Source organism: Texcoconibacillus texcoconensis (assembly GCF_014202575.1).
GTDB lineage: Bacteria > Bacillota > Bacilli > Bacillales > Salisediminibacteriaceae > Texcoconibacillus > Texcoconibacillus texcoconensis.
The window spans coordinates 1-24037 of record NZ_JACHHB010000014.1 but is presented as its reverse complement, the minus strand read 5'-3'; the positions used below and the strand labels follow the sequence as shown (position 1 = coordinate 24037).

Annotated in this window: 25 protein-coding genes and 1 pseudogene; 21 read left to right on the top strand and 5 right to left on the bottom strand. The window is 38.9% G+C overall.

What is annotated here, in order from left to right:
- Nucleotides 1-64 precede the first annotated feature (64 nt).
- The 5 genes from HNQ41_RS13560 (at nucleotide 65) to HNQ41_RS16830 (ending at nucleotide 5739) form a co-directional block, all read left to right on the top strand.
- The gene (locus HNQ41_RS13560) at nucleotides 65-1012 is read left to right on the top strand and encodes a glycosyltransferase (protein WP_184664973.1); all 948 of its coding nucleotides are present in this window, start codon (nucleotides 65-67) and stop codon (nucleotides 1010-1012) included.
- Nucleotides 1013-1516: 504 nt separating this feature from the next.
- The gene (locus HNQ41_RS13555; protein ID WP_184664972.1) at nucleotides 1517-2734 is read left to right on the top strand and encodes a polysaccharide pyruvyl transferase family protein; all 1218 of its coding nucleotides are present in this window, start codon (nucleotides 1517-1519) and stop codon (nucleotides 2732-2734) included.
- 18 nt (nucleotides 2735-2752) lie between these two features.
- On the top strand, nucleotides 2753-4228 hold the full coding sequence (locus HNQ41_RS13550) for a lipopolysaccharide biosynthesis protein (protein ID WP_184664971.1): 1476 nt from the start codon (nucleotides 2753-2755) through the stop codon (nucleotides 4226-4228).
- Between the two features lie 311 nt (nucleotides 4229-4539).
- Nucleotides 4540-5331, top strand: coding sequence for a LamG domain-containing protein (locus tag HNQ41_RS13545; protein ID WP_184664970.1), 792 nt, complete (start codon nucleotides 4540-4542; stop codon nucleotides 5329-5331).
- Between the two features lie 273 nt (nucleotides 5332-5604).
- Nucleotides 5605-5739, top strand: a complete 135-nt coding sequence (locus HNQ41_RS16830; protein WP_281394029.1) for a hypothetical protein — start codon at nucleotides 5605-5607, stop codon at nucleotides 5737-5739.
- A gap of 193 nt (nucleotides 5740-5932) precedes the next feature.
- Here the strand turns inward: HNQ41_RS16830 and HNQ41_RS13540 are convergent, their stop codons facing one another.
- Nucleotides 5933-6412, bottom strand: coding sequence for a competence protein ComK (locus HNQ41_RS13540; RefSeq protein ID WP_184664969.1), 480 nt, complete (start codon nucleotides 6410-6412; stop codon nucleotides 5933-5935).
- A 120-nt stretch (nucleotides 6413-6532) separates the two neighbouring features.
- Nucleotides 6533-6787, bottom strand: a complete 255-nt coding sequence (locus tag HNQ41_RS13535) for a helix-turn-helix domain-containing protein (RefSeq protein WP_184664968.1) — start codon at nucleotides 6785-6787, stop codon at nucleotides 6533-6535.
- Nucleotides 6788-7092: 305 nt separating this feature from the next.
- On the opposite strand from HNQ41_RS13535, the gene HNQ41_RS13530 reads away from it, so the two are divergent.
- The 4 genes from HNQ41_RS13530 to HNQ41_RS13515 all read left to right on the top strand — a co-directional run bounded on the left by HNQ41_RS13530 (nucleotide 7093) and on the right by HNQ41_RS13515 (nucleotide 11291).
- Nucleotides 7093-7614: a sigma-70 family RNA polymerase sigma factor gene (locus HNQ41_RS13530; RefSeq protein ID WP_184664967.1), complete on the top strand. Its 522-nt coding sequence runs from the start codon at nucleotides 7093-7095 to the stop codon at nucleotides 7612-7614.
- Between the two features lie 104 nt (nucleotides 7615-7718).
- Entirely contained in the window at nucleotides 7719-9041 is a 1323-nt protein-coding gene (locus HNQ41_RS13525; RefSeq protein ID WP_184664966.1) for a UDP-glucose dehydrogenase family protein, read from the top strand.
- Nucleotides 9042-9768: 727 nt separating this feature from the next.
- Nucleotides 9769-10728 carry a ParB/RepB/Spo0J family partition protein gene (locus tag HNQ41_RS13520; protein ID WP_184664965.1) on the top strand — a complete coding sequence of 320 codons (960 nt, stop codon included), beginning with the start codon at nucleotides 9769-9771 and terminating at the stop codon, nucleotides 10726-10728.
- Nucleotides 10729-10829: 101 nt separating this feature from the next.
- Nucleotides 10830-11291: a hypothetical protein gene (locus HNQ41_RS13515; protein ID WP_184664964.1), complete on the top strand. Its 462-nt coding sequence runs from the start codon at nucleotides 10830-10832 to the stop codon at nucleotides 11289-11291.
- 247 nt (nucleotides 11292-11538) lie between these two features.
- On the opposite strand, the gene HNQ41_RS13510 is transcribed toward HNQ41_RS13515, so the two are convergent.
- A complete protein-coding gene (locus tag HNQ41_RS13510; protein WP_184664963.1) occupies nucleotides 11539-12345 on the bottom strand; it encodes a hypothetical protein in 807 nt (268 codons plus the stop codon).
- A gap of 85 nt (nucleotides 12346-12430) precedes the next feature.
- Between HNQ41_RS13510 and HNQ41_RS13505 the strand changes: the two genes are divergently transcribed.
- Nucleotides 12431-12835 (top strand): hypothetical protein, encoded by a 405-nt coding sequence (locus HNQ41_RS13505; RefSeq protein ID WP_184664962.1) that lies wholly within the window; start codon nucleotides 12431-12433, stop codon nucleotides 12833-12835.
- A gap of 577 nt (nucleotides 12836-13412) precedes the next feature.
- Here HNQ41_RS13505 and HNQ41_RS13500 read toward each other — a convergent pair.
- Nucleotides 13413-13883, bottom strand: a complete 471-nt coding sequence (locus HNQ41_RS13500; RefSeq protein WP_343043371.1) for a competence protein ComK — start codon at nucleotides 13881-13883, stop codon at nucleotides 13413-13415.
- Between the two features lie 412 nt (nucleotides 13884-14295).
- Here HNQ41_RS13500 and HNQ41_RS13495 point away from each other — a divergent pair, with 412 nt between their 5' ends.
- The 6 genes from HNQ41_RS13495 to HNQ41_RS13475 all read left to right on the top strand — a co-directional run bounded on the left by HNQ41_RS13495 (nucleotide 14296) and on the right by HNQ41_RS13475 (nucleotide 20114).
- Nucleotides 14296-14796: a sigma-70 family RNA polymerase sigma factor gene (locus tag HNQ41_RS13495; protein ID WP_184664960.1), complete on the top strand. Its 501-nt coding sequence runs from the start codon at nucleotides 14296-14298 to the stop codon at nucleotides 14794-14796.
- Between the two features lie 429 nt (nucleotides 14797-15225).
- Nucleotides 15226-16113: a UTP--glucose-1-phosphate uridylyltransferase GalU gene (galU, locus tag HNQ41_RS13490; RefSeq protein ID WP_184664959.1), complete on the top strand. Its 888-nt coding sequence runs from the start codon at nucleotides 15226-15228 to the stop codon at nucleotides 16111-16113.
- 266 nt (nucleotides 16114-16379) lie between these two features.
- Nucleotides 16380-17714, top strand: coding sequence for a UDP-glucose dehydrogenase family protein (locus HNQ41_RS13485; RefSeq protein ID WP_184664958.1), 1335 nt, complete (start codon nucleotides 16380-16382; stop codon nucleotides 17712-17714).
- Between the two features lie 107 nt (nucleotides 17715-17821).
- Nucleotides 17822-17944, top strand: a complete 123-nt coding sequence (locus tag HNQ41_RS16825; RefSeq protein ID WP_281394027.1) for a hypothetical protein — start codon at nucleotides 17822-17824, stop codon at nucleotides 17942-17944.
- Nucleotides 17945-18073: 129 nt separating this feature from the next.
- Nucleotides 18074-18505 (top strand): hypothetical protein, encoded by a 432-nt coding sequence (locus tag HNQ41_RS13480; RefSeq protein WP_184664957.1) that lies wholly within the window; start codon nucleotides 18074-18076, stop codon nucleotides 18503-18505.
- 628 nt (nucleotides 18506-19133) lie between these two features.
- Entirely contained in the window at nucleotides 19134-20114 is a 981-nt protein-coding gene (locus HNQ41_RS13475) for an Abi family protein (RefSeq protein WP_184664956.1), read from the top strand.
- A 198-nt stretch (nucleotides 20115-20312) separates the two neighbouring features.
- Here HNQ41_RS13475 and HNQ41_RS13470 read toward each other — a convergent pair whose 3' ends face one another.
- Complete coding sequence (locus HNQ41_RS13470; protein WP_246421696.1) at nucleotides 20313-20945, bottom strand: restriction endonuclease; 633 nt, start codon at nucleotides 20943-20945, stop codon at nucleotides 20313-20315.
- A gap of 113 nt (nucleotides 20946-21058) precedes the next feature.
- Here HNQ41_RS13470 and HNQ41_RS13465 point away from each other — a divergent pair, with 113 nt between their 5' ends.
- The 5 genes and pseudogenes from HNQ41_RS13465 to HNQ41_RS13450 all read left to right on the top strand — a co-directional run.
- Complete coding sequence (locus tag HNQ41_RS13465; RefSeq protein ID WP_184664955.1) at nucleotides 21059-21910, top strand: nuclease-related domain-containing protein; 852 nt, start codon at nucleotides 21059-21061, stop codon at nucleotides 21908-21910.
- Nucleotides 21911-22212: 302 nt separating this feature from the next.
- A complete protein-coding gene (locus tag HNQ41_RS13460; protein WP_184664954.1) occupies nucleotides 22213-22680 on the top strand; it encodes a hypothetical protein in 468 nt (155 codons plus the stop codon).
- Entirely contained in the window at nucleotides 22677-23141 is a 465-nt protein-coding gene (locus tag HNQ41_RS13455; protein WP_184664953.1) for a hypothetical protein, read from the top strand. The genes HNQ41_RS13460 and HNQ41_RS13455 overlap by 4 nt, the downstream gene beginning before the upstream one ends.
- 611 nt (nucleotides 23142-23752) lie before the next feature.
- Nucleotides 23753-23824: pseudogene (locus tag HNQ41_RS16940) on the top strand (IS200/IS605 family transposase); the annotation flags it as partial.
- Between the two features lie 7 nt (nucleotides 23825-23831).
- The coding region (locus tag HNQ41_RS13450) for a helix-turn-helix domain-containing protein (RefSeq protein ID WP_184664952.1) at nucleotides 23832-24037 on the top strand (206 nt) is incomplete at its 3' end.

Genomic DNA, 24037 nt, shown 5'->3' with positions numbered 1-24037 from the left:
TTTCATTAAATTTTTAAGGAGGCATGGGTAGTCTGAGCCCATTATCAATAGGAAGGGTGTTTTTGTGATTCAATTATCTATTATTATTCCGTATTATAATTCGGGTTCAACAATAAAAAGGTTAATTGATTCGATCCCTCAGAGTGATGATTATGAGATTATTATTGTTGATGATCATAGTGATGAGGGGCAATTTGAACAGTTGAATCAATTAAAAAGAATATACCCTAAAAAGAGGATTTATATTTACCAAAATGAATCTAACAAAAAGGGTGCCGGTGCAGCGAGAAATTTAGGAATTAAAAATGCACGAGGAAAATGGTGTCTTTTTGCAGATGCGGATGACTTCTTTCAAAAAGGTTTCTTAGAAAAAGTTCAAAACTATTTTAATTCTAATTACGATATTGTCTTTTTTAAACCTACAAGTATGTGTGAAGACACACATCAAATGTCGAATAGACATCAAAAATACGAAGATCTGGTTAATGACTTTATAAGAGATAAAAATAGTCATACAGAGCTAAATCTAAGGTCGAGCTACTATGTTCCCTGGTCAAAGTTATATCGTTTAGGTTTTATCGAAGAATATAAAATTGAATTTGATGAAGTTCCTGCTTCAAACGACGTAATGTTCTCTGTGAAAACAGGTTTTTTTGCAAAGTCAATTACTGCTTCAGATGAAGTTATTTATTGTGTAACGAGAAATAAAGGGAGTCTAACAACAAATATAAATGAAGAAATATTTGATACTCGATTAGAGGTCTCAATTAGTCGATATAAATTTCTGGAAAAAAACCTATCTGTTGGAGATTTCAAGTCTTTAGGTTTAAGCGGACAGGGCTACTTGGTTATGGCAAGAAAATATGGGGTTAAAAAAATATATCAAGTAATAAGGATTTTGCGAATGAATCAGGTCCGATTATTTTCTTCTGAGATTCTCAACCCTATAACTTTATTCAAAAGATATATTAAATTGAAATCAAGAGAAAAGCAAATAAAAAAATATCAATAAAACAACTTGGTTGTACAGTCTGTTTAATTTAAATTATGGAAAGTGATGCAATTTAGCTTTTAATATCGGATGGGAAGACGAGGTAATTTACGTATGTCAATGATGTTGTCGTCCGCATTGACCGACTTCTTGATGATCCACCAACGAATGAAACTTATTCTCTGTAAAAAGTGTGTAATGTCAGGAGCAATCATTCGATCAAACTAGAGGTTTTTATTCAAAATCCTAAAGTAAATATCTCGTTATCGAAGAGAAAAAGAATTCTTGTAAATGTAGTCTGTTGATATGAAAGTGAAGTATGGCCGTATTAATGAACTCACTAATGACAGATGTTCAAATATTAGAGTCGATAAAGAACAAGGGTCAAGGGATTTAGTCAAAGGATAAACAGGTATTTGTTTTCATTGGCTACTTCTCTACGTTCTGTCATCGTACAAAAAGGTTGAACAATTTCTATTTCGCAAAAGTGACGATGAATCAAAATTAAAAGGTAGGAGAAATAAAATGAGCTATATTGTTATTGTTGGTGGTCAGCTCCAAAATAAAGGTGCACAGGCAATGACATTTACTGTTGTTGACCAGGTCAAAAAAGCTTATCCAAATAAAGAAGTTGTCTTATTTTCATCTGTGTTTAATCAAAGAGATAGGAAAGAGCGTGAAGCTCTAAATTTCAAGGTCATTCATTGGCCAATGCGTATGAAAATGAAGTTATTAGGGTTTCAGACGTTAAAGCATGTAGGAGTTGTAAACTATCTTAAATATCTGGTTCGGGGAACAGGTAAAACAAAAAATGAGGAAACAGAAATTCTCAATATATTAGAGAACACGGACCAAATGATAGATATTAGTGGGTATGCCTTGTCATCACAAAGGGGCTATCTTGCCTCATTAAATTATATTTATAATCTAATGGTAGCGAATAAATATAAGATCCCAGTAATTCTTTTCCCACAATCTTTTGGACCGTTTAATTATCATGGGTCGGAAAAAAAAGTGTTGATGCCACTGATGGAGAAGTATTTGTCTTATCCTGAAAAAATTTATGTTCGAGAGAATGATGGCCTAGAGCATTTAAAACCGTTCAACTTGTCTAATGTACAGCAAACTTTTGATAGTGTTCTTCAAGGGCCGAAGGAATTTAATAATGAAAATATTTATAAAAAAGAAGCACTAGGAAATATAGAATGGGGGATCGATGTAAAAACACCTGCTATTGCAATTATCCCCAATGTGAAAATTATGAAGCATGGAAATGAAGATCAAATACATCGATACTATAAAGCATTGATCGATCGCGTTTTGAAATCTGAAAAAAATGTTTACCTACTTCGTCACTCCTTTGAAGATTTAGAAATCAATAAAGTCATAAAGGAAAACTATAAAGATGAACAACGTGTTATTTTATTGGAAGATGATTTAAATTGTATCCAAATCGATAAGTTATTATCTAAGTTCGATTTTATAATTGCGTCAAGGTATCACGCCATTATTCATGCTTATAAAAATGGTGTCCCTGCATTTGTATTTGGGTGGGCCGTAAAATATCAAGAACTGTTGAAAAACTTTTCACAAGAAAGGTATATGTTTGACGTTAGAGAGGATGGAAATAAAGAGGTTATTCTAGATACTATGGATTATATGCTCGATCATTCAACAGAGGAATCAGAAAATATCAATCAGAAGATGTTGGAATTGGACCGTGTAGAATTATTTAATGTCTAGTACAGGTCTTTTTTTTGAATGGAGGACAAAGAAGTTTTGAGCAATCTTAAATCAAGGGCCATAAGTAGTATGAAATGGACAACTTTTCAAACAATTATTGTGGGTTTAAGTGGTCCATTGTTGATGATATTTAAAGCACGTTATTTAACCCCAGAGGAGTTTGGAGTTCTAGCAATTGTCACAATCGTTATTGGTTTGATGAATACGATTGAAAACTTTGGCATCAGCCAGGCTGTAATCCAAAAAAATGAAATTTCCAGAGAAGAACAATCGTCCTTATTCTTCTTTAATATTTTTCTCGTCTTATTCTTGGGTGGGGTGTTATATACAATCTCTGATCTATTGGCTACCGTTTTTGATATGCCTGACCTAAGTTATTTGCTACCGTTGACAAGTTTGATTGTTATCATAAATGGTCCATCCCTCTTATTTAGAGCATTGTTAGAAAAGTCGTTGTTGTTTAAGGAAATCTCCCTGATAAAGATTTTTAGAAATATACTTTTATTTATTGTTACAGTTTTGTTCTTATATTTAGGCTATGGTCTAATAGGGATTGTTTTTGCTCAATTATTAGCCGTAGCTTCCTCTGTCGCGTTAATACTCTTTGTATCATTGAAAAATAAACTAGTAAACATTATGCCCTACTTTAGTGTAAAGGTAATCAAACCGTTTTTGTCTTTTGGGATATATGTTTTTGGGAAACAGATAATGACTTTTACGACGCATAGAATTGATGAGGTAATTATCGGGTTATTTTTATCGAATGAAATTTTAGGTATTTATCACTTTGCTAAAAATATGCTCGAAAGGCTAAGAAATTTAATTACTTCATCGTTTAGTAAAGTCCTGTTCCCTGTTCTGTCTAAATTAAAGAATGATATTAACAAATTGTCAAATACCTATATTCGAATTTCAAAATACCTCGGTTTTTTTGCCTTTCCTGTATTCATAGGGATTGCGGTAACTGCTGAATATTTTGTACCATTTATATTTGGAGAACAGTGGATTGAAAGTATACCATTTTTTCAGGCATTCTCTATTATACTTATTCCACTAATATTGACGGCAAATTTATCTAGTTCACTATTATATTCATTAGGGAAGCCAAGTACCGTGTTTTATATTGATTTAGTGACGAATTCTCTCTACGTGATTTTACTTTTTATTTTTGCACAGTTTGGAATATATGCTGTAGTACTTGCTTATGGATTTTATGTGGTTAGTAAAACGATGTCTTTACAGTTTATAACCAGCAAACAATTATTATATGGCTTTTTCTATTATATTACTGAGTTCAAATATATTTTGCTAGCATCTATAGTCATGACCGGGTTTGTGTTATTTGTGCAAACGGCTTCTGATAATTACTTAGATATTAGATTGATATTTGGACTGTCAGTTTTGCTAGGGTCTATTGTTTACTTAGTTTGTTTATTTAAATTAGAGAACAAAGCGGTTAAGCAGTTATTAAAAGACGTAAAAATTGTTAAGTGAGAAATATTCTGGTTTTCGTTATTTTTGTAAACTCAAAAATTTTCTTCTTTTCTCCGTTGGTCCCTTAAAAGGTTTATTGTATTTGAAAAAATGTATTATTGGTAATCAGGATTCTGCACAAATCTATGAATAATCACACCTTTATACTAATGAGACAAAAGAATGTCTTTGATTCCTGTCTTCATAACGAGGCCTTCGTGTCAAGATCAGCTTATAGATCAAAAGTTATGAATTTATTTCTAGCTACACTTTTCAACTTAAATAAGATTTCCGTGACAGTATAATAGCATAAGAGAAATGAGGTTATTAATTTGATTAAAGAATTAATTAGTTTATCAAAGAAATTCCTGCCTAATAGATTGAAAAAGTACACGAAATTTACTTTTTTAAGAACAATATACAATTTTAAAAAGGGAATAATGAGGATAAAAAGTAATATCAAAAAAGAGACTTCAGAATTATTAATTGATGCGGAATCTATAAATTTAAATTGGATATTTCATGATGAAGATTGGATAAGAGTTATTAATCGTAAACAACATAGAGAAAAAGTACGTCAAGATTTACCTTTGGATGTCATTGATAATTGGCAGGAAGTTACTGAAGAAGTGAATTTAATTGACAATGGAGAAATAGAAGTTAATGGAGAAACTAAAACTAATGATGAGTGGGTTTATTTATACTTAGATTCCAATGACTATAATTGGCGAAATTTTTCTTGGCAATTTAGTGTATGTCGAGAATCATTTTTTAGAGAGTTACAATTTGGTTTTAGATATAAAGATTTTTATAATAGGTATAGGTTTAGATTCGAAAATAATAGAATTTTCTTTGACGAGGTTCGTAAAGGTACATTTTATAATAACATTGCCTCTGTTAAATTCCCAATGGAATTAGGTGTATGGTATGACGTCAGAATAGACATTTTTGGAAATAACTTCAAATTATATGTGGATGGTAATCTTAAAATGAATGAATACGACTTTAAAAATTATTTCGAAGAAGGGTCCATTGCTTTAATATTATGGGAAGATAAGGAGATGTATGATATAAAGTGTAAGTTTGGGCCAATGCATATATACTCTTTAGAAAGTATCAACTAAATTTTCAAATGAAATTCTTTAACAGGCTTTCCCAACAACAATTGCTGAAGGTTTTATGTGAAGGGCGTATTATTAAGATAGCTCAAGGGATACGTAACTTAGGTCAAGAGTACAAGGGGGAGAATATAAAGAAAGGGGGATAAATATTGGAAAAAGATAAAATAGTGATGTTTTGTTACCATTGTGGAAATAAAACTCTTATGAAATTAGTAACTGATTACTTGAATAGAACATATGAAAATATGTGTCACAGCCAAGAAAGAGTTTTTTCCAATGCAACTTGGCGATGTCCAAGCCACTTACGCAGATATTAATGATTTGAAAGCCGTTACCGGCTTCCAACCGTCGACGAGCATTGATGAAGGTTTGAAGAAGTTTGTTGATTGGTATATGGCGTACTTGAAGTGAGTCAGGTTAAGAAAGAAAAAGTAGAGCAATAGAAGTGAGAGACGGACCTCGTGCTTTTGGTGAGAGCATATAAGAGGGACAGTGAAATCACGAGGTCTGTCTCTGTGTTTTTTAGTCTTTAAAGAATGATTCTTGCTATTTCGGTGATTTTGTTAATCGTTTCACAAGTGTAACGACAAGAATCTTGTCCACTTCATGAACGCTTCAGCATTTGCGAAAACCGCCAAATACAATAAGAAGTACGGTGCATTTGTTTTTCAATCACGCTTGGTGAAACGTCGAGGGTGATTTTTTCGTTGTTGGTAAAGGTGATGAGACACTGTTTCTTGTTTTTCGGGTTAGGGGTCATTTTATGTATGTGAGCTGAGAATAACCAGTGGCAGTTGAAGTTCTTGGGGGAATGGGTCGGAAAGGCGTATATATTCTCCAGCCGATTGATCGGTATCGGAACTTTACGTTGTGCACCTGTTTCATGCATCACCGCTATCCGCCTTCCATCATATGAAGAACCGCCGCGTAAGCAAGCGGATTCGATTAATTGTAACGGTGTTTGTCTTACGTACAATGTTCGATCAGATTCAAGAACGATTGAATCATAGTCCGTGCTTTTTGCAGTCAATAAGCTCATTGTTTCACAATTAATATCGTATTGATCTTTAAAGAACGTTTCCACAGGCATCTACTCCTAGCTATAAATTTTAAAATAAGGAAGTTCACTGGCATAAGTTGTAGTGGGGCCTAGGTGTGTAGGGTTGAAAGCGCAAAGAATATGGAGAAGAGAGAGTTAGGTGAATTACTTTCGTTTATCGTTGTGAAAGACCTCATCTTCCACAGCTTTGCTAATGGTGAAAAATGTTGTACCTAAAGCACGAGAGATACGGACTAGGACATCATAAGTTGGGTTCTTTAATCCGCGTTCAATGTCACTTAAATAGGACACTTCGATATTAGCTTTGTCAGCGATCTTCTTTTGTGTAGCACCTTGATGAATTCGGTGTCTTTTAAATTGGTTTCCTAGTTCAAATAAAAGCTGCGGATTCGGTTTCAACAGATGTCCCTCCTTCTCTACCAATATTATGAAGTTGGTTTGTCGGAGGTGGAATAGACGATAGTCTATAAAATGGGAATATATGTATAATATCTAGTTTTTTTTGCTGGAAGCTCAGTCAGCAAAAAAGTAAAATGCGATAATTTTCTTCGTGCAGCCATTCATTCAGCAAGTTTCCTTAAAAGGTACATCCCGTTTCTCGTAAGAAACGGCTCGTTTTGTCGTTCGTCGCTTCTCATTCCGCACTATACACTGTAGTTACCGCGGAATAAATGGGAGGCGCGCTTCCAAGTAGGAGCAATCCCTTGGAACACAAAAATGAGATTGAATTTGCCGATGTTTGTGAGTCGTACATGCCGTTAGTGAAGTCGCTCGTCAAGAAGTGGCATTTGCATAGCGACCCCGATGAGTTTATGCAACTTGGGCGTATCGCGTTGTATGAGGCGTGGTGCAATTTTGATCCTGATCATGGGTCATTTGCGGCGTATGCGAAGAGCTATGTGCACGGGAAAATCAAAAATGAGCTGACAAAGCAAAGTTTGTTAAGTGAGCGTTACGTCGCAACCGAACCTGTTGTACTAAGTGAAGTCGCACCAGCGGTGACAGAAGAAGAACGCATCATTTTAGAAGATTGGATCGAAAGAGCCAACCTCACCGAGCGCGAGCGTACGTGGCTACGTGAAGCGGTTCTTTACGATCACCACCCACGCGACATCGCCGCCCGCCTCGGCGTCGACGTCGAAAAAGTCAAAGGCTGGCGCAAACAAACCTTAAAAAAATTGCGAAACGCAGGGACGCACCTCGTGCATCAGTTCGACAAGGACTAGGAGCGCAATAAAGGACCGAAAGGTACACAGTCAAGGGTAGGTGCTACTTCGGTAGCACCTACCCTTGACGACGCTAAAACGGAAATACATAGGAGGATGAAACAATGAACATCGCAGTTGTTGGCACAGGGTATGTCGGTCTCGTCACAGGTGTGGCGCTTTCTGAGATTGGCCATCATGTCACGTGTATCGACATTGATATCGAAAAGGTCAAAAGAATGAAGCAAGGAAAATCACCCATCTATGAACCAGGGCTCGAGGATTTAATGAAAGCAAACATTGAAAGAGGTCGTTTGGACTTTACGAAGTGCTATGAGGAAGCCTTTGCCGAAGCGGAAGTCGCCTATATTGCCGTCGGCACACCTGAAAAAGCAGATGGTACAGCTGATTTACGGTTTATCGAAGTCGTCGCTGAAAGCATCGGCCGTCATGTACAACGAGACACGATCGTCGTCACAAAGAGCACTGTCCCGGTGGGCACGAATGATTACGTACGTCAGCTCGTTGAAAAGAACCTGTTTGAAAATGTGAACATTGACGTCGTGTCCAACCCTGAATTTTTACGTGAAGGTTCTGCTGTGCATGACACCTTCCACGGCGATCGCATCGTCATCGGTGCGAATTCACAACACGCGGCCGATACGATTGAACAGATCAATGTACCATTTGGTCTCCCAATCTATAAAACCGACATCCAGAGCGCTGAAATGATTAAGTACGCCTCAAACGCATTTTTAGCGACAAAAATCAGTTTCGTCAACGAGATTTCCAATCTATGTGACAAGCTTGGCGCCAACATTGAAGACGTCACAGCAGGCATGGGTATGGATGCGCGCATCGGAAATAAGTTTCTCAACGCAGGCATCGGTTACGGTGGCTCGTGCTTCCCGAAAGACACAAGCGCCCTCGTCCAACTCGCCGAACAAGCCGGCCAACCGTTTGAGTTATTACGCGCCGTCATGAACGTCAACGAAAAGCAAAAACGTTTGTTAGTCGAAAAAGCGAAAGAACGCTTCGGTTCTTTGCAAGGGAAAACCGTCGCATTACTCGGTCTTGCCTTTAAACCCAACACCGATGACATGCGCGAAGCCGCGTCGATCACGATTGCACAAGAACTTATTCTTGAAGGCGCCAACGTCATCGGCTACGACCCAATCGCCACCGAAAACGCGAAAAAGGTGTTACCAGGTGCAGTCGCATACGCTGATAGCCCAGAAGAAGCATGCAAAACAGCAGATTTTGCCATGATCTTAACCGAATGGGACGACATTCAAGCAGTTTCATTAGAAGAATACAAAGCATGGCTCAAAGAACCCGTCCTCTTCGACGGCCGCAATTGCTACAACCCAGCTGAAGCAGCCGAAAAAGGCATCCAATACCACTCCATCGGCCGCCAAACCACAGGGACGGACCTTGTGCTTCAGTGACAAAGGTTTCAGTTCCACCCGAAACCACAGGGACGGACCTCGTGCTTCAGTGACAAAGGTTTCAGTTCCACCGTGAGGTGGAACCTGGGGGAAGCACGGGGACGTATTTAGTTTGCTAAATTTGTAATGAAAGTGTAACAAAGCGTGAATGCAAGGGTAATGAATTTGTTATTATGGCATGTATAGGGTAAGAGAGTGTTAAAAAAAGAGCGACCGCTTTCAAGTAGTAAAAAAAGGGCGGGGCAGATCTCGTGTGTTTACTAAAATCATCAAAGAGGTACACGAGATCTGCCCCGTTGCATCCTTGAACAACATGAGATATTAAAGGCTAATTCATGTTCCTGAAAAGAAATGCTGTGAATTATTTCACTATATATTATAACAACCTCATCATTGAATGCAAAACCGTCAAATACAACAAGAAGTCCGGTGCACTTGTTTTTCAATCACGCTTGATGAGAAGCACGGGGGTGAGAAGCAAAGGGACGGTTCGTGTTGGCGAAATTTGTAATGAAATTGTAAAGAAGAGGGAGGGAAATTTAAAAAGCGCTTATTGATGATAAATATTCTTAAAGAAGCCTGTAGAAGAAGTGTTGAACAAAGGCTTCTTTTTTACTTTTTCCTCTACAATAACAGGTCGTCTTCTTAAACTTTTTGTAAATTATTGTAATAGGACGATTTATGCGTAGAATACCCATTTAAAAAAATGGAAAATGGGTGATTCAACATGAAAATACAAACAAAGACAATTAAATTATCCCAGATAAAGTTAGAGACGAGTTACCGTAAAAGAGAGAAGGATTTAAGTTTAGAATTAAGTATCAATAGGAAAGGGTTAATCCAACCTTTAATAGTTGAGCAAGTAAATGAAAGCCAATATATACTGGTGGATGGATACCGTCGCTATTTTGCTCTAGAATTTCTTGAAAGAATAGATGCCGATTGTATTGTAGAGGAACTGTCTTCAGAAGAAGAAAGAATTGTTAAGAGGCTCGGTGTAGAGTTACACAATAAAAAAAGAACTGGATACGAATTAGAAAAAATGATAAATCGTTTATTAGAAAATAACCGTTATGATGAGGAAGTAATTGCGAGGTTATGTAATGTTAAAACAGAAACGATAAGAAGGCATGCGAGTGGAAGGGGTGTTAATCCGGACTGGATTAGAAGAGGTGAAAAAACTGGTGCAGGACGACATGGGTTTACTGTTATTCATCATTTGAAGCTAAATGAAGAACACAAAAATGATATTGCTGACGAATATATAGCAAGAAATATCAACAAAAATACCGTCGATCATATCAAAAAAGCTACAAAAGAAGAAGCTTTTCAGTATATACCAGAGAACGACCGAAAACCTTGTATTGACCAAATCGTTGAACGGAAATCGACTGATTATGATGTAGTGAAGGAAATTGTAAATGAAAATAGTTTGCTTGCTGGTTACAGCAGAAGAAGTCATACCTTTATGCATAACTTAACGTTGGATTTTATAACAAGAATAGAGAAATTATTCAAAAATAATTATTATGTGAACTATTTATCAAAAGATCAAAAAGAAAAACTAACTAAATCATTTCAGAAATTGATACTTTACTTAAATCCACCCATTAAATGGGATGGGTTCCCCAAGGACGAAAAATATGATGATCAAGAAAATGAAGATGACCAAAATTTAGAACATTAATCTCCTTTTACAATCATTTGACATGGATAAACAAAAATGAAGTTGTACAAAGGAAAAAATCTATAATGTTATGAAAAGCTCCAATAAGGATGGTGATGAAAATGCATATAAAAAAACAGCAAATGTATCATGGTGCCGTACTCACCCAAATTTCAGAACACCAATCATTTAAAGCGTTGAATAAAGTTGATAAGTTATACGGACATTATTTGGTCAATCATGATACGCGTTTATTTGTAAAATATGCATCGAGTGAGTCTTCCCCTTGGACGTTTCAATTTGAAAGTCATACACTCGAAGCGATTCAAAGTGACATTAATGCACCTGCCCGAGTATTTTTATGTTTAGTTTGCGGTGAGGAAACGGTATGTGCATTAGACTTCCAAGAGTTTTCCAACCTCGTTGAATTGACGTCTACAGAAAGACAAGTAATCAATGTAGAAGTACCGCCTGGAGGTTCCATGCATGTCACGGGAAGTTTGGGAGAACTGGGGAAAACAATTCGCCACAATTCCTTCCCGGACAAAGTATTTACAAACGTTGAAGAAGGTCAGGAAGTTTAACGATAGTCAAAGTGTTACCATTACCTTCCCTTAACAAAAAAGGGTCACATGGTTTTTGATGTGGAATGTTGATTAGTTCATCTTTTTATCATTGGGAAGCACGGAGACGTATCAAGTTTGCCAAATTCGTAAAAAAGTGTAACAACCCTGACTGCAATATCGGGACTTAGAAGCACGGGGACGTATCTAGTTTGCTGAATTTGAAATCAAATTGTAATAAACTTGAATTTGTTAGAAATGGTGAATGTTAATTTTTATAGGGCTTCTTATCCCAGTGCTTCAAGTAAACACGACGGACACTCCTTCCGCGTAAGCGACGTAATAAATGGCGCCACCAGAAAATGAGCTGATCATCACCTGCTATCAAAGATTCAGTTAATGAAGATATAAACGTTTGATCATTGATTTCTGATTCTTTTAGTGAAAAGTTTTTGCAGAAGAGCTTCACGTGTTCGAAGTGTCTTTCTTTTAAGCGTCGACGGTCCTTTTTTGGAAGCACAGCTCGTTCAAACAAGTGGATTCTCATTGAATCATATAAGACTCTTGATCGGGCAATATCATTTAAAAGCGTCATAGATGCCTGATTACGCTTAGCTAGTGTTTGGATATATTCGGGAATACCCTCACGCCAAAGAAAATTCTTAACCGTTGATTCTGGTTGGTTAATGGCCGAAGCAATGTCTTTTGTTGACATATGATAGACGGTCATGAGCTTTTTTATATGTGTATGTCGGAAGAACCACGATGTTTTTTCGAATGTAATGACTTTGTTTAATATTCGAATCAGTCGTTCTCTTTCATTTGATGTATCGATGACATGGCAAAAGACGGGTTGATCCGGTTGTAACTGTATAAGAGCTGAATACTTTTCAAAGCCTTCGATTAACACATAATGCTGAAAACTTAGTCTTTCAACCACGAGTTCGTAATTTCTGTAAGCAATGTTGTTCAGAGATCGTACGCGTTTACGGGCTGTTTGTTCAGAAACGGGATCATGGTAAAACGTATCAATGTCCTCAGGGCGAATATACATTAAATGAAGTTCTTGAGTCATGGTGTTTTAGCCCCCTTCATGAAAGGACTATGAAACTCCGGGATTGTCTTATTCTAGTTTATTTTAGAAGGAAGGGGAGGTTCTTATGGTTGCTCGAAAAGTCTACGAACCTAGTTATTACGACTCAGAGTTAGTGACATCTTACGATCAGGTTGTACAAAACGTGCAGCAATTTAATGCGGATTTAGAAAATGAAACAGATATTGTGACGCAGCTGACGCAATTTACACATTGGTACTACTTTCCTGAGCTTGATATGTACGGTCCAAGTAAGTTTATCGGCTACCAAAACATGAACACATCAAGGTATGCTCGTGGTAAAGGAAAGACAGGTGTACATACAGAAGAACAGCTTAAACAATGGTTTGAAAAGCTACCGAAAGAAAGCGAGCAAGCACAAAACTTATTAGATGATTTATCTAATCGTTTGTCTGTCTATGAAAAAAGAGTTCGGTCGAATGCGCAAATTCACATTCGCAAGAAATTATAGAAGTCACTAGAATCATTACAACAGTTCTTCAATTTCAAATCTGTACCAACATTGTAAAAAGAGCGACTGCTTTCAAGCAGTAAAAAAAGGGAAGCACGGGGACGTATTTAGTTTGCCAAATTTGTAATGAAAGTGTAACAAAGCGTGAATGCAAGGGTAATGAATTTGTTATTATGGCATGTATAGGGTAAGAGAGTGTTAAAAAAAGAGCGACCGCTTTCAAGTAGTAAAAAAAGGGCGGGGCAGATCTCGTGTATTTACTGAAATCATCAAAGAGGTACACGAGATCTACCCCGTTGCATATTTGAACAACATTAGCTATTAAAGGCTAATTCATGTTCCTGAAAGAAATGCTGTGAATTGTTTCACTATATATCTTATAATAACCTCATTATTGAATGCAAAACCGTCAAATACAACAAGAAGTCCGGTGCACTTGTTTTTCAATCACGCTTGATGAAACGTCGAGGGTGATTTTTTTCATTGTTTGAAAAGGTGATAAGACAATGTCTGTTGTTTGGCCTTCGTGTTATGTATCACTCAAATCCATCTAATTCATCACGATATGTAATTCATTCTACCGTGGTGAGAAGCAGACGGCACAGTAAGCTGTGCGATGGATTTGTCGTTCAATTGTCGTTGGTGAGACGGGCAATGTGATTTCGTGATTGTTATGAAAGGTTAAACTAGTTTGTTTCGTTGACTTTACATGAGGTTCTGATGAGCGGATATGTGAAAGAAAAATCCACTTACACTCAAAATTGGTTGGCGAATGAGTAGGAAATGCATAAATGTTTTCAAATCGGTTGATCGGAATTGGTACTCTTTTTTGAATGCCTGTTCGTTCAGTTGTTGCGATCCGCCTACCTTCATATGTAGAGGCAGCTTCTTTACAAGCGGTTTCGATGATGTTTATCGGTGTTTCTTTAACAAATAGCTTCTGATGTTTTTCGATCACAATGGTGTCATAATCAATTTCCCTTGCAGGTAATAATGCCATTGTTTCCTTGTTAATCACATAACTTTCTAATACCTGATTTTCTTTCACTTTCTTCCACTCCTTTGTTTGATGATGTAACATACAGAGGCTAACGATTAAATTCGTATTTAAGAGTTCAATCGTCAGTTTTATGTGGAAACGTGATGTTTAGGCAAAACAGAGTATATGCAAGGATGAAAAAACGCAGCCTCTTATATCATACCAATGATTTGTTACGGAAGTACCAAAAATAAATGACATTTTTGTAATGTTTATGAACAATTAGTGAATAATCTGAGGTTTATAATTTCTAATGATTGTGTTTCTATGATGAGGTTGTCTGGCTTGAACCTCTAATAGATAGAAATCCAATCTCCTAGACAAAACGACTTTTTCTCATTTCGCTCCATTTCATTCCGCGCTATACACTGTAGTTACCGCGGAATAACCAGGAAGCGCGCTTCCAAGTAGGAGCCATCCCTTGGAACACCAAAATGAGATTTTTGAGGAAGTTTGTGAAGCGTACATGCCGTTAGTGAAGTCACTCGTCAAGAAATGGAACTTGCATAGCGACCCCGATGAGTTTATTCAACTCGGGCGCATCGCTTTGTATGAAGCGTGGTGCAATTTTGACCCTAATCATGGGTCATTTGCGGCCTATGCAAAAAGCTATGTGCACGGGAAAATCAAAAATGAACTGACAAAGCAAAGTTTGTTAAGTGAGCGCTACGTCGCAACTGAACCTGTCGTATTAAGTGAAGTCGCCCCAGCGGTGACAGAAGAAGAGCGCATCATTCTAGAAGATTGGATCGAAAGAGCAAATCTCACAGCGCGCGAGCGCAGTTGGCTTCGCGAAGCTTGTATTTACGGCCACCACCCACGCGACATCGCCTCTCGTCTCGGTGTCGATGTAGAACGGGTCAAAGGCTGGCGCAAACAAACGTTAAAAAAGTTACGAAAACATCCTGATTTCCACAACTAAACATTTGTTTAAACATCGGCTTCCCTCTATTCGGGAGGCCTTTTTGTATAGCTGTTTTCTAAAAGATTGTTGCTTTTAAACACATATGACCAAGACTTTAAGACAACAATCTAGTAAGAAGAATAAAAGGTTTTTAAGCGAATCAATTTCATAATGAAGTTTTATGAGCAATAAAACGAATAATTTCTATTAAATTTCTATTTAATGTACGGATGATGAAAAGTGGCTGAAACGTAAGACGGCGACTCCCAAAGGATCAAGCGCAGTCTGAAGATCCACTTTTGCGAGGCAAGTCCATCGCAAAAGTTAGCTGAAGACAAGCCCTCGGGAAAGCGTCCGTCTGAAGTGAAGGCCACATTCATTATCCGGAGTTAAACATCTTATTTTTAATGATGAAATTGATTCAATCTATCAAAGGGGGATTTTACTATGAAGGTACGTAAGGCAATTATTCCAGCAGCGGGGTTAGGGACGCGGTTTTTACCGGCGTCGAAGGCACAGCCGAAGGAGATGCTACCGATTGTGGATAAGCCGACGATTCAGTATATCGTCGAGGAAGCTGTCGAGGCAGGGATTGAGGATATCATTATTGTCAGTGGCCGTGGCAAGCGTGCGATTGAGGATCATTTTGATAAGTCGTATGAGCTTGAGGAGACGCTCATTAAAAAAGACAAGTGGGATATACTTGATGAGGTTCAAGAGATCACGAATATGGCGAACATTCATTACATCCGTCAGAAGGAGCCGAAAGGGCTGGGGCACGCCATTAGTGTCGCGAGTCGTTTCATCGGCGATGAGCCGTTTGCGGTTTTACTTGGGGATGACATCGTATCGGCTGAAAAGCCTTGTTTGAAGCAGATTATCGATACGTTTGAACGCCATCATACGTCAGTCGTCGGTGTCCAACCTGTCCCTGATGAGGATGTGTCCAAGTACGGGATTGTCGCACCGAAAGCAGGGCAAGTCGAGCCAGGAGTCATTCACGTCGATGGCCTTGTGGAAAAGCCAACACAAGAGGACGCACCATCGAACTATGCAATCATGGGCCGTTACGTATTGCGTCCAGAGATCTTTGACATTTTGAAGCTCCTCCCACCAGGTGCCGGCAATGAAGTCCAGCTCACTGATGCGATTAAGGAGTTGAACAAAAAGCAAGCCGTTCTTGCCTATGAGTTTTCTGGCAAACGTTACGACGTCGGCGACAAATTCGGCTTCGTAAAAGCCACCGTCGACTTCGCCCTAGAACGCGAAGACCTAAGCCGCGACGTCCTCGAATACTTAGAACAAATACTCGAAACACAAAAAGCACCACAATAACACACTTCACCCAAGTAAAGGGTAGGTGCTACTAGCGTAGCACCTACCCTTTACTGCGATAAAGAAAATGTGCGCTATTTTATCCAAAATAGCGCACATGTCAAAGCAAAAAGCGAAAAAACGCCCTCGTACCGGAGGTGCGAGCACTTTAACACACCAAAGGGTAGGTGCTACCAAAGTAGCACCTACCCTTCATCACATGAAAGCGAAACCCACAAACAGTCCGTTCCACAAACCAGGACTGTCTACATAAGGAGGACGAATCCATGAACATCGCAGTTGTAGGCACAGGATATGTCGGCCTCGTCACAGGCGTCGCCCTATCCGACATCGGCCACAACGTCACATGCATCGATATCGACATCGAAAAAGTCAAGAAAATGAAACGAGGCGAATCACCCATCTACGAACCCGGCCTCGAAGATATCATGAAGAAAAATATCGAAAAGGGTCGTTTGGACTTCACCAAGTGCTATGAAGACGGCCTGAAAAATGCTCAAGTCGCCTATATTGCCGTTGGCACACCCGAAAAAGAAGACGGCACTGCTGATTTGCGCTTTATCGAAGCAGTAGCCGAAAGCATCGGCCAACACGCAGAGCACGATATCGTTGTTGTCACAAAGAGTACCGTTCCCGTAGGCACGAACGATTATATCCGTGAAATCATTCAGCAAAACCTTTTTGAGAACATGAAGGTTGACGTTGTTTCCAATCCTGAATTTCTCCGTGAAGGGTCCGCTGTTCACGATGCTTTCCACGGCGACCGCATCGTCATCGGCGCCGACACACAGTCCGCCGCCGATACAATTGAACAAGTCAATCTACCATTCGGCATTCCTATCTATAAAACCGACATTCGCAGCGCAGAAATGATCAAGTACGCATCGAACGCATTTCTCGCAACGAAAATAAGTTTCGTTAATGAAATTTCCAACCTCTGTGATGCTCTTGGTGCAAACATTGAAGACGTCACCGCAGGTATGGGCATGGATGCACGCATCGGCAACAAATTTTTAAACGCCGGCATCGGCTACGGCGGCTCTTGCTTTCCAAAAGACACAAGCGCCCTCGTGCAACTCGCAGACCAAGCAGGAGAACCATTTGAACTATTACGTTCCGTTATAAAAACAAACGACAAACAAAAACGACTGTTAGTCGAAAAAGCCAAAGAACGTTTCGGCTCGTTACAAGGAAAAACCGTCGCACTCTTAGGGCTCGCCTTCAAACCAAACACCGACGACATGCGCGAAGCCCCATCAATCACCATCGCACAAGAACTCGTTCTCGCAGGCGCCAACGTTGTAGGCTACGACCCAATCGCAACAGAAAACGCAAAAAACGTCCTACCAGGAGCAGTCACCTACGCCACAACCGCCAAAGAAGCCTGCCAAAACGCAGACTTCGCCATGATCCTGACAGAATGGGACGAAATCCAAGCCATCCAACTAGACGAATACAAATCATGGCTAAACGAACCAATCCTATTCGACGGCCGCAACTGCCACAACCCAACCAAAGCAAAACAAAACGGCATCGAATACCACTCCATCGGCCGCCCAACAACACAACAACAAAAACAACCCGCCACTTCACCCAACTAAAGAGTAGGTGCTACCACAGTAGCACCTACTCTTTACCCCAGTAAAGCGGGACTGTCCCGCTTTACGGTAGAGAAGTAAAGCAAAACGAGTATCCGGAGGGAAGCCAAATGACCCAGCACCAACTCATCGACCTACTCGAATCACTCAAAAAACTCGGCGATCAAGAAGATTCCGACGTATCAACATTAATAGAACACGTCAAAACTGAACTAAGTAACACCCAGGAATAAAGACCCCCCCTCGTCACACAGACGAGGGGGAACCTTCGAGAACCAATGCTTTAGCGTAGTAAACGGTAGGTGCTACCGAAGTAGCACCTACCATTTACCACACTAAAGGACTGAAAGGATGGGCGTTGTTTGAGAGCAATCTTATTTTTTATCGCACTAATCATTTATATGGCTGGCATGTGGACCACCAGCTCCACCGACTTCATGTATGACCAAGACGTATCATTTACATTCACCCGTGATGTAGACTGGGAAGAATTTTGGTCCGTCACGTATTTATGGAAAAGTGAACTTGATTTTGTCCTTTCCAAGTTCGGCCACTACTTTGGCTCCTGGATCCTAGCACACCTCTTCTTCAAGTGGCGAGGCTTACGCACATCAACGCTCGCCCTGTTACTATTGTTCGTCTCATTCAGCGAAGTCACCCAAGAATTCTTCACCCGCGACGCCCGCTTCCTAGACATCGGCATCAATGCAGTGGGTGTTCTCACAGCCGCCTATATAATAGGAAGAAACTCGTCACAAAAAACGAAAACCACAAGAAAAAGTGCAGAACAGTAAGTTCACAAAAAAGGGGTTTAGCGAGATACAGTTTGATCGGACGGACATACATTCCGCTAAATCTTTAATAAACCTAATATTTTAGAAGTGGACGGACATTGGTTCCGCTAATTGCTCAAAACCAACTGAAAACGTGCCTCAAATCGCGGAATAACGGAACATATGTCCGCGAACTCCCTAAAAAATGCCCATTTAGGGTGAATAACGGAACACATATCCGTGATGTGTTCATTTTGACGCACATCAACAGGGAGCATAAACATACTAGTGACTATATAATAGAAGAAACTCGGTTATTTGCTATAGAATCTTCCAATCAATGGGATGATTCTTCTATTTAGTAGAGTAAAGAGTAGGTGTTACAATCAAAGCACATACCCTTTGACTCTCTAATTCAAGTTCAACACAGCAGAGCACCCTCGAGAAAACGTGACACATACATTGGGCTTATGTCCAATTGACATTGGTAATAAACCGTTATAAAATAAAAGTAAGGAAATGGTCAGTTCTTTTCTTAACAAAAGTAAATTGTATGTTATCTTAAATTATTGCGTTAACTTCTGCATATACTAATTGGGATCATACTCCGGTGACCTACGGGCCCGGGGTTTTTTTATAGGGTGATGATATGGATAAAATGTTCTCATCAATTGAAGAGCAAATGAAAAAGCTACAATCAAGAGGATTAATCCTTGATAAACATAAGGCTCGCATCATTCTTGAAATGGAAAACTATTATAACTTAATTAATGGCTATAAAGATCTGTTCATCGATCATAAGTATGAAGGACCTGATGAGAAGTATAAAGATGGTGCACATTTTGATGAGCTTTATGCGCTATACTTATTTGATCGTGAGCTTCGGAATATATTTATTAAGTACATATTAGAAATTGAGAACAACATGAAGAGTGTTTTATCCCACGATTTTTCAAAAAAGTACGGCCATGATAATTATTTGAAGATCGAGAATTTTGATACAAGCGTTAAAAAGTGGGAGAAAAAATCAAAAGCTCAAAAGGTTGGAGAAGTTTCAGAATTAATTGCTAACTTACAGCGTGAAGTTTCAAGGCAGCTTTCTCGCAACAACCCAATGATTTCTCACCATATATTGACCTACGGCTATGTGCCTTTATGGGTGTTAGTGAATACATTGACATTAGGAACAATCAGTACATTTTATAGTTATTTGAAACAGAAGGATCAAAATGATATTGGTCGTATATTTGGGTTGAAACCAGATGAAATGACAAAAATATTATTTGTGCTGACGATCTATCGCAATGCGTGTGCCCATGATGAAAGGTTTTACAATTTGAAGGCTTTGAAACGAAATATGCAACCAAACATGATTAAAACAAATCGACTTCACAAGGAATTAAATGTTCCTTTTAATGGTCGAAATAACCCAACCAAAGGAAAAAATGATTTATTTGCCATTGTTATCATTTCAAAGCTAATCTTGAAAGAAGAATCCTTTAAACATTTATGTGAACTAATAAACCTGCAAATCGATGAGTTATCTTCAAGGATAAACACAATTGAAATAGATGTCATACTAGAAAAGATGGGGTTCCCGTCAACTTGGTATGACATTAGCAAATTATAAAATATTTCGACCAAGTGTGAGCCGCACTTGGTCCTTTTTAATATATTTATAAATAGAGTGCCGCAAGGCACAAAGGGTGTGTGCAAGTGGCAGGGGAACGGAAAACTGAGCGCTTTCACCACTTGCTGGTTGTACGGATGGTGAAAGGAAGAACGGTGCAGTGTGGAGTATTTGTCTTCTTAGCCTAATAAGTGGGGGTTACACTTCTTTCATTCGTTGTTTTTCTTGCCATTTGACAATGTGATTGTTCACCCAGTTATAACTGCAGCAGTCCATGTGATAATCATCGGCTTGTCTGAGGGCGTCTTGTGTAAATCCTGAGGTGGTAATGAACATTGTCAGTTTACATTTGTGGTTTCGTTTGGCCGCATGGAGTTCTCTTATCTCTTTTACGGTGATTTGTCGACCTGAGTTTATATAATGTTTGATTTGTACAGCTTCATATGCGTGGTGATATCGGTTATAAAGGATTAAATCCACGCCACCGTCAGCGCCTTCTGAGGTTTCTTGGGGCTTAAATCCTCGTGTTTTAAAGTAGAGGTAACATAGCCTTTCGAATTCGCGCCATGACAACTCTTCTAAAGGTGTTGAAATCATTTCCTTATCGGACCTAAGTTGATTGGACCTTGTGTTTGCTTTCTTTTTCCTCGTCTGTTTCTTAGCTGTTGTTTTCTTTTTTGATAAGACGTTTTCGGTCAACCTTTGAATGAGAACGGTGGCAAATAAGATCCCAAAAAATATGTAAACATTACTACTATTGAAAACGAGCCAATAGAGAGATAGTGCACCTATGAGAAAAACCCCTCCAATAACATAAGCAGCATTAGACATTTCTCGACCCTCCCATCTGTTTAACATTTCTTCTGTTAACGAATTATGGTAAATTTGTAGTATGATAGATACAATTATAGACAAATTCCGTCAAACTTGTAAAGGAGCATTTCATGCTGTTATTTTTGGGCTTGTTTAAGAAAAAGAAGCAGAAGGCATCGTCAAAAGCGCCGCATAAGAACACAAAAAAGACCACTCATTCATCGAATCCGAAGAGAAATCATGAACAAGTATCACAGCGCAAAGGTGAACTAGGGGAATATAAGATTGATATCCAGTTGGATCAGTTACCGAATGACTGCTGTTTTCTGAGCGACCTTCTCATTAAAAATCCGAAAGCGAAATCCGGATATTCGCAAGTCGATCATGCAGTCATTACTCCCTACGGCGTGATCGTGATTGAAACGAAAAACTACCAAGGGACGATCTATGGTGGGAAAGACCGCAAGACGTGGTCTGTAAACGGAAAGTTTAAAATGATGAATCCTTTTGTCCAAAACTATGGCCATATTCAAGCGTTAAAATCTTTCATTGATCAGAAGTATCATGACTTGTTTGTATCAATGGTTTCATTTACAAAGCGCTGTACATTTAAAGTGGGGACAGAATATCGCAAAATCGCCTCGGATGAACTGATTGTCTATGATGTAGAGTTATCGGAGTTCATTCACCGCAAAGTATCTGTTTTAAAGGTTCAACACAAAGAGCCGTTACTAAGTGAGGAAGATATCAACACGATTTATCAGGCATTTGAACAGGCGAACATTCTTGATCCACAAATCAGACAAGCCCACGAACAAGCTTTAAAAGAAGAGCAGGCCAAAACGACAGAAAAGCGTGAACAACAGCGCGTTAATTGTGTCGTATGTCATAAGCCTGTTTCTGAAAAAGTCAAAGCATACTGCATGAAGAACGAAAAATTTGCAGGAAACGTTTACTGTTACGAGCACCAGAAATCGGTGTAGAACCAGCACCGAACCGCAGGGGCCGTAATTCACGGGAACGCATCTTATGCATCAGTATAAAAGGTATCCACCGAGAGGTCGATTGAAAGAAGGTTGACTAAACATCCGAACTGCAAAGGCCAGCTCGCCCCCCACTGATGCGCAGACGATCAGGCCTTTTAATACCTCACGAACCCACTTCATTTACCTCAACTATCGATCACTGAAACCTCTGTATGATTTCAATTTTCACATCATAGATATCCAGTGAGCACATTTCATATTAAATAACCATGAAGTTTATCATTAGAGGAGGCGAAAATATGAAAATACAAACACAACACTTATATCATGGGTCCGTTCTTACACAAATCACCGAACATCATTCTTTCAAAGCCTTAAATAAAGTCGATGACATCTATGGACATTACCTAGTCAATCACGACACACGTTTATTTGTGAAATACTTAACGAAAGAAGCGTCACCTTGGAACTTTCAGTTTCATGGAAATGAATTAGAAGCAATCCGTAATGACATCCAAGCACCAGTGCATGTATTTCTATGTTTAGTCTGTGGAGAAGAAACGATCTGCGCATTAGATTACCAAGAGTTTTCAAACCTGATTGATGTAACATCAACAGAAAGACAAGTCATCAATGTTGAAGTACCACCAAGCGGCTCCATGCACGTTTCCGGAAGCCTAGGAGAACTAGAACAAACCATTCGCCACAACTCATTCCCAGAAAAAATATTCACAAACGCCGACGAAGGGGCGGAGGTGGCAAAATGAACCAAGCAATTAAAGGTGAATTTGATCGTTGGGTGAAGTTATTCGAAGAGCTAGAGGGTTGTAAATTAGTAGATCGAAAAATGAAAGATAACAGGTTAATGGTAGAGAACCCTTTTCCTGTCCCGTGGCATGAAAATTTACACGCAGAACGCAGTGAATCCAAGGAGAAAATAGGCTATCTTTTTCCTCAGGAGAGCGGAGTAAAGTTAGATATAGACTTTCCACACCAATCATTCACCAAAGAATACCTTCAGACAATTGTCGACCCAAACCATGAATGGCCCTATTACTCACCAGAAAATAAAGCCCCGACCGCAAAATCATGGTGGCGATTTCGATCCGAACCACACTTCGATACACTAACACTCGTGGTGAGAAAAGAATACTTAGGTAAAATCGATACAACTGATCCGAAATTAAAAGAATTATTTCAAGAAATCATAGACCTCGCAAAGGGATAAAGGGAGCGCGGACGAGGATTTTTTATAGAATAATAATAAACCGACCCTGAGGTTGAATCTAAAGTAAATAGACAGGTCGTTTCTTTAGGAATACTCAAAGGACGGAACGTATCAGGGAAACAAGGGGACGTATCCACTTTTCAGGGGAAACAAGGGGACGTATCCACTTTTCCAAATTTGTAATAAAAGTGTAAAAGTCATGAAGGTAAGGTACTAAAGTTGGAATGGGTATCCTTGAGAAAAACTTAACAGTTACTATGATTATTGATTATTAGAATTGCAGTAGCATGTTCCTTATGGTGTTTGATGCACTCGCTAGAGCGATTTGGGTGATGAAACAAGGCGACACCATTGGTACTGACAGTATATTAGGTTATGGAAGGTAAAAAATGTCATGAAATATCTCCTTACCACTGGACTCAATCACTTCACGCGATGGAGAGGGAGTCTTCTGTCACGGGGAAGTAAAACAAACTACAGAGAATATATCAATGTTCGAGAGTTTGATTTTGCTGAAATATTCGATTGATCCTTTAAGCGCATCATCAAGGAAAAATGATTACAGTATGATTACAAATTTGGCAAAGGAGGTCCGTCCCCGTGCTTTTCCCTTTGTCACGACTGTAAGCGAACCAACAGAAGCACAGATACGACAATATATCCAAAACCAGAAAGTGAGGTGAAAATAAAATGCAAGTCAAAAAAGCCTACAAATTCCGCATCTATCCAAATCAAAAACAAATGGTCTTCATCAATAAGACGATGGGGTGTTCACGTTTAGTATATAACTATTTCGTAGGTAAACAAAAAGAGAAAGATGCTTATTGGTATATCGTCAATGAAATGGTGCAAAATGGACAGCTTACGAAAAACAACTGGAAAGGTGAATTTTTCAA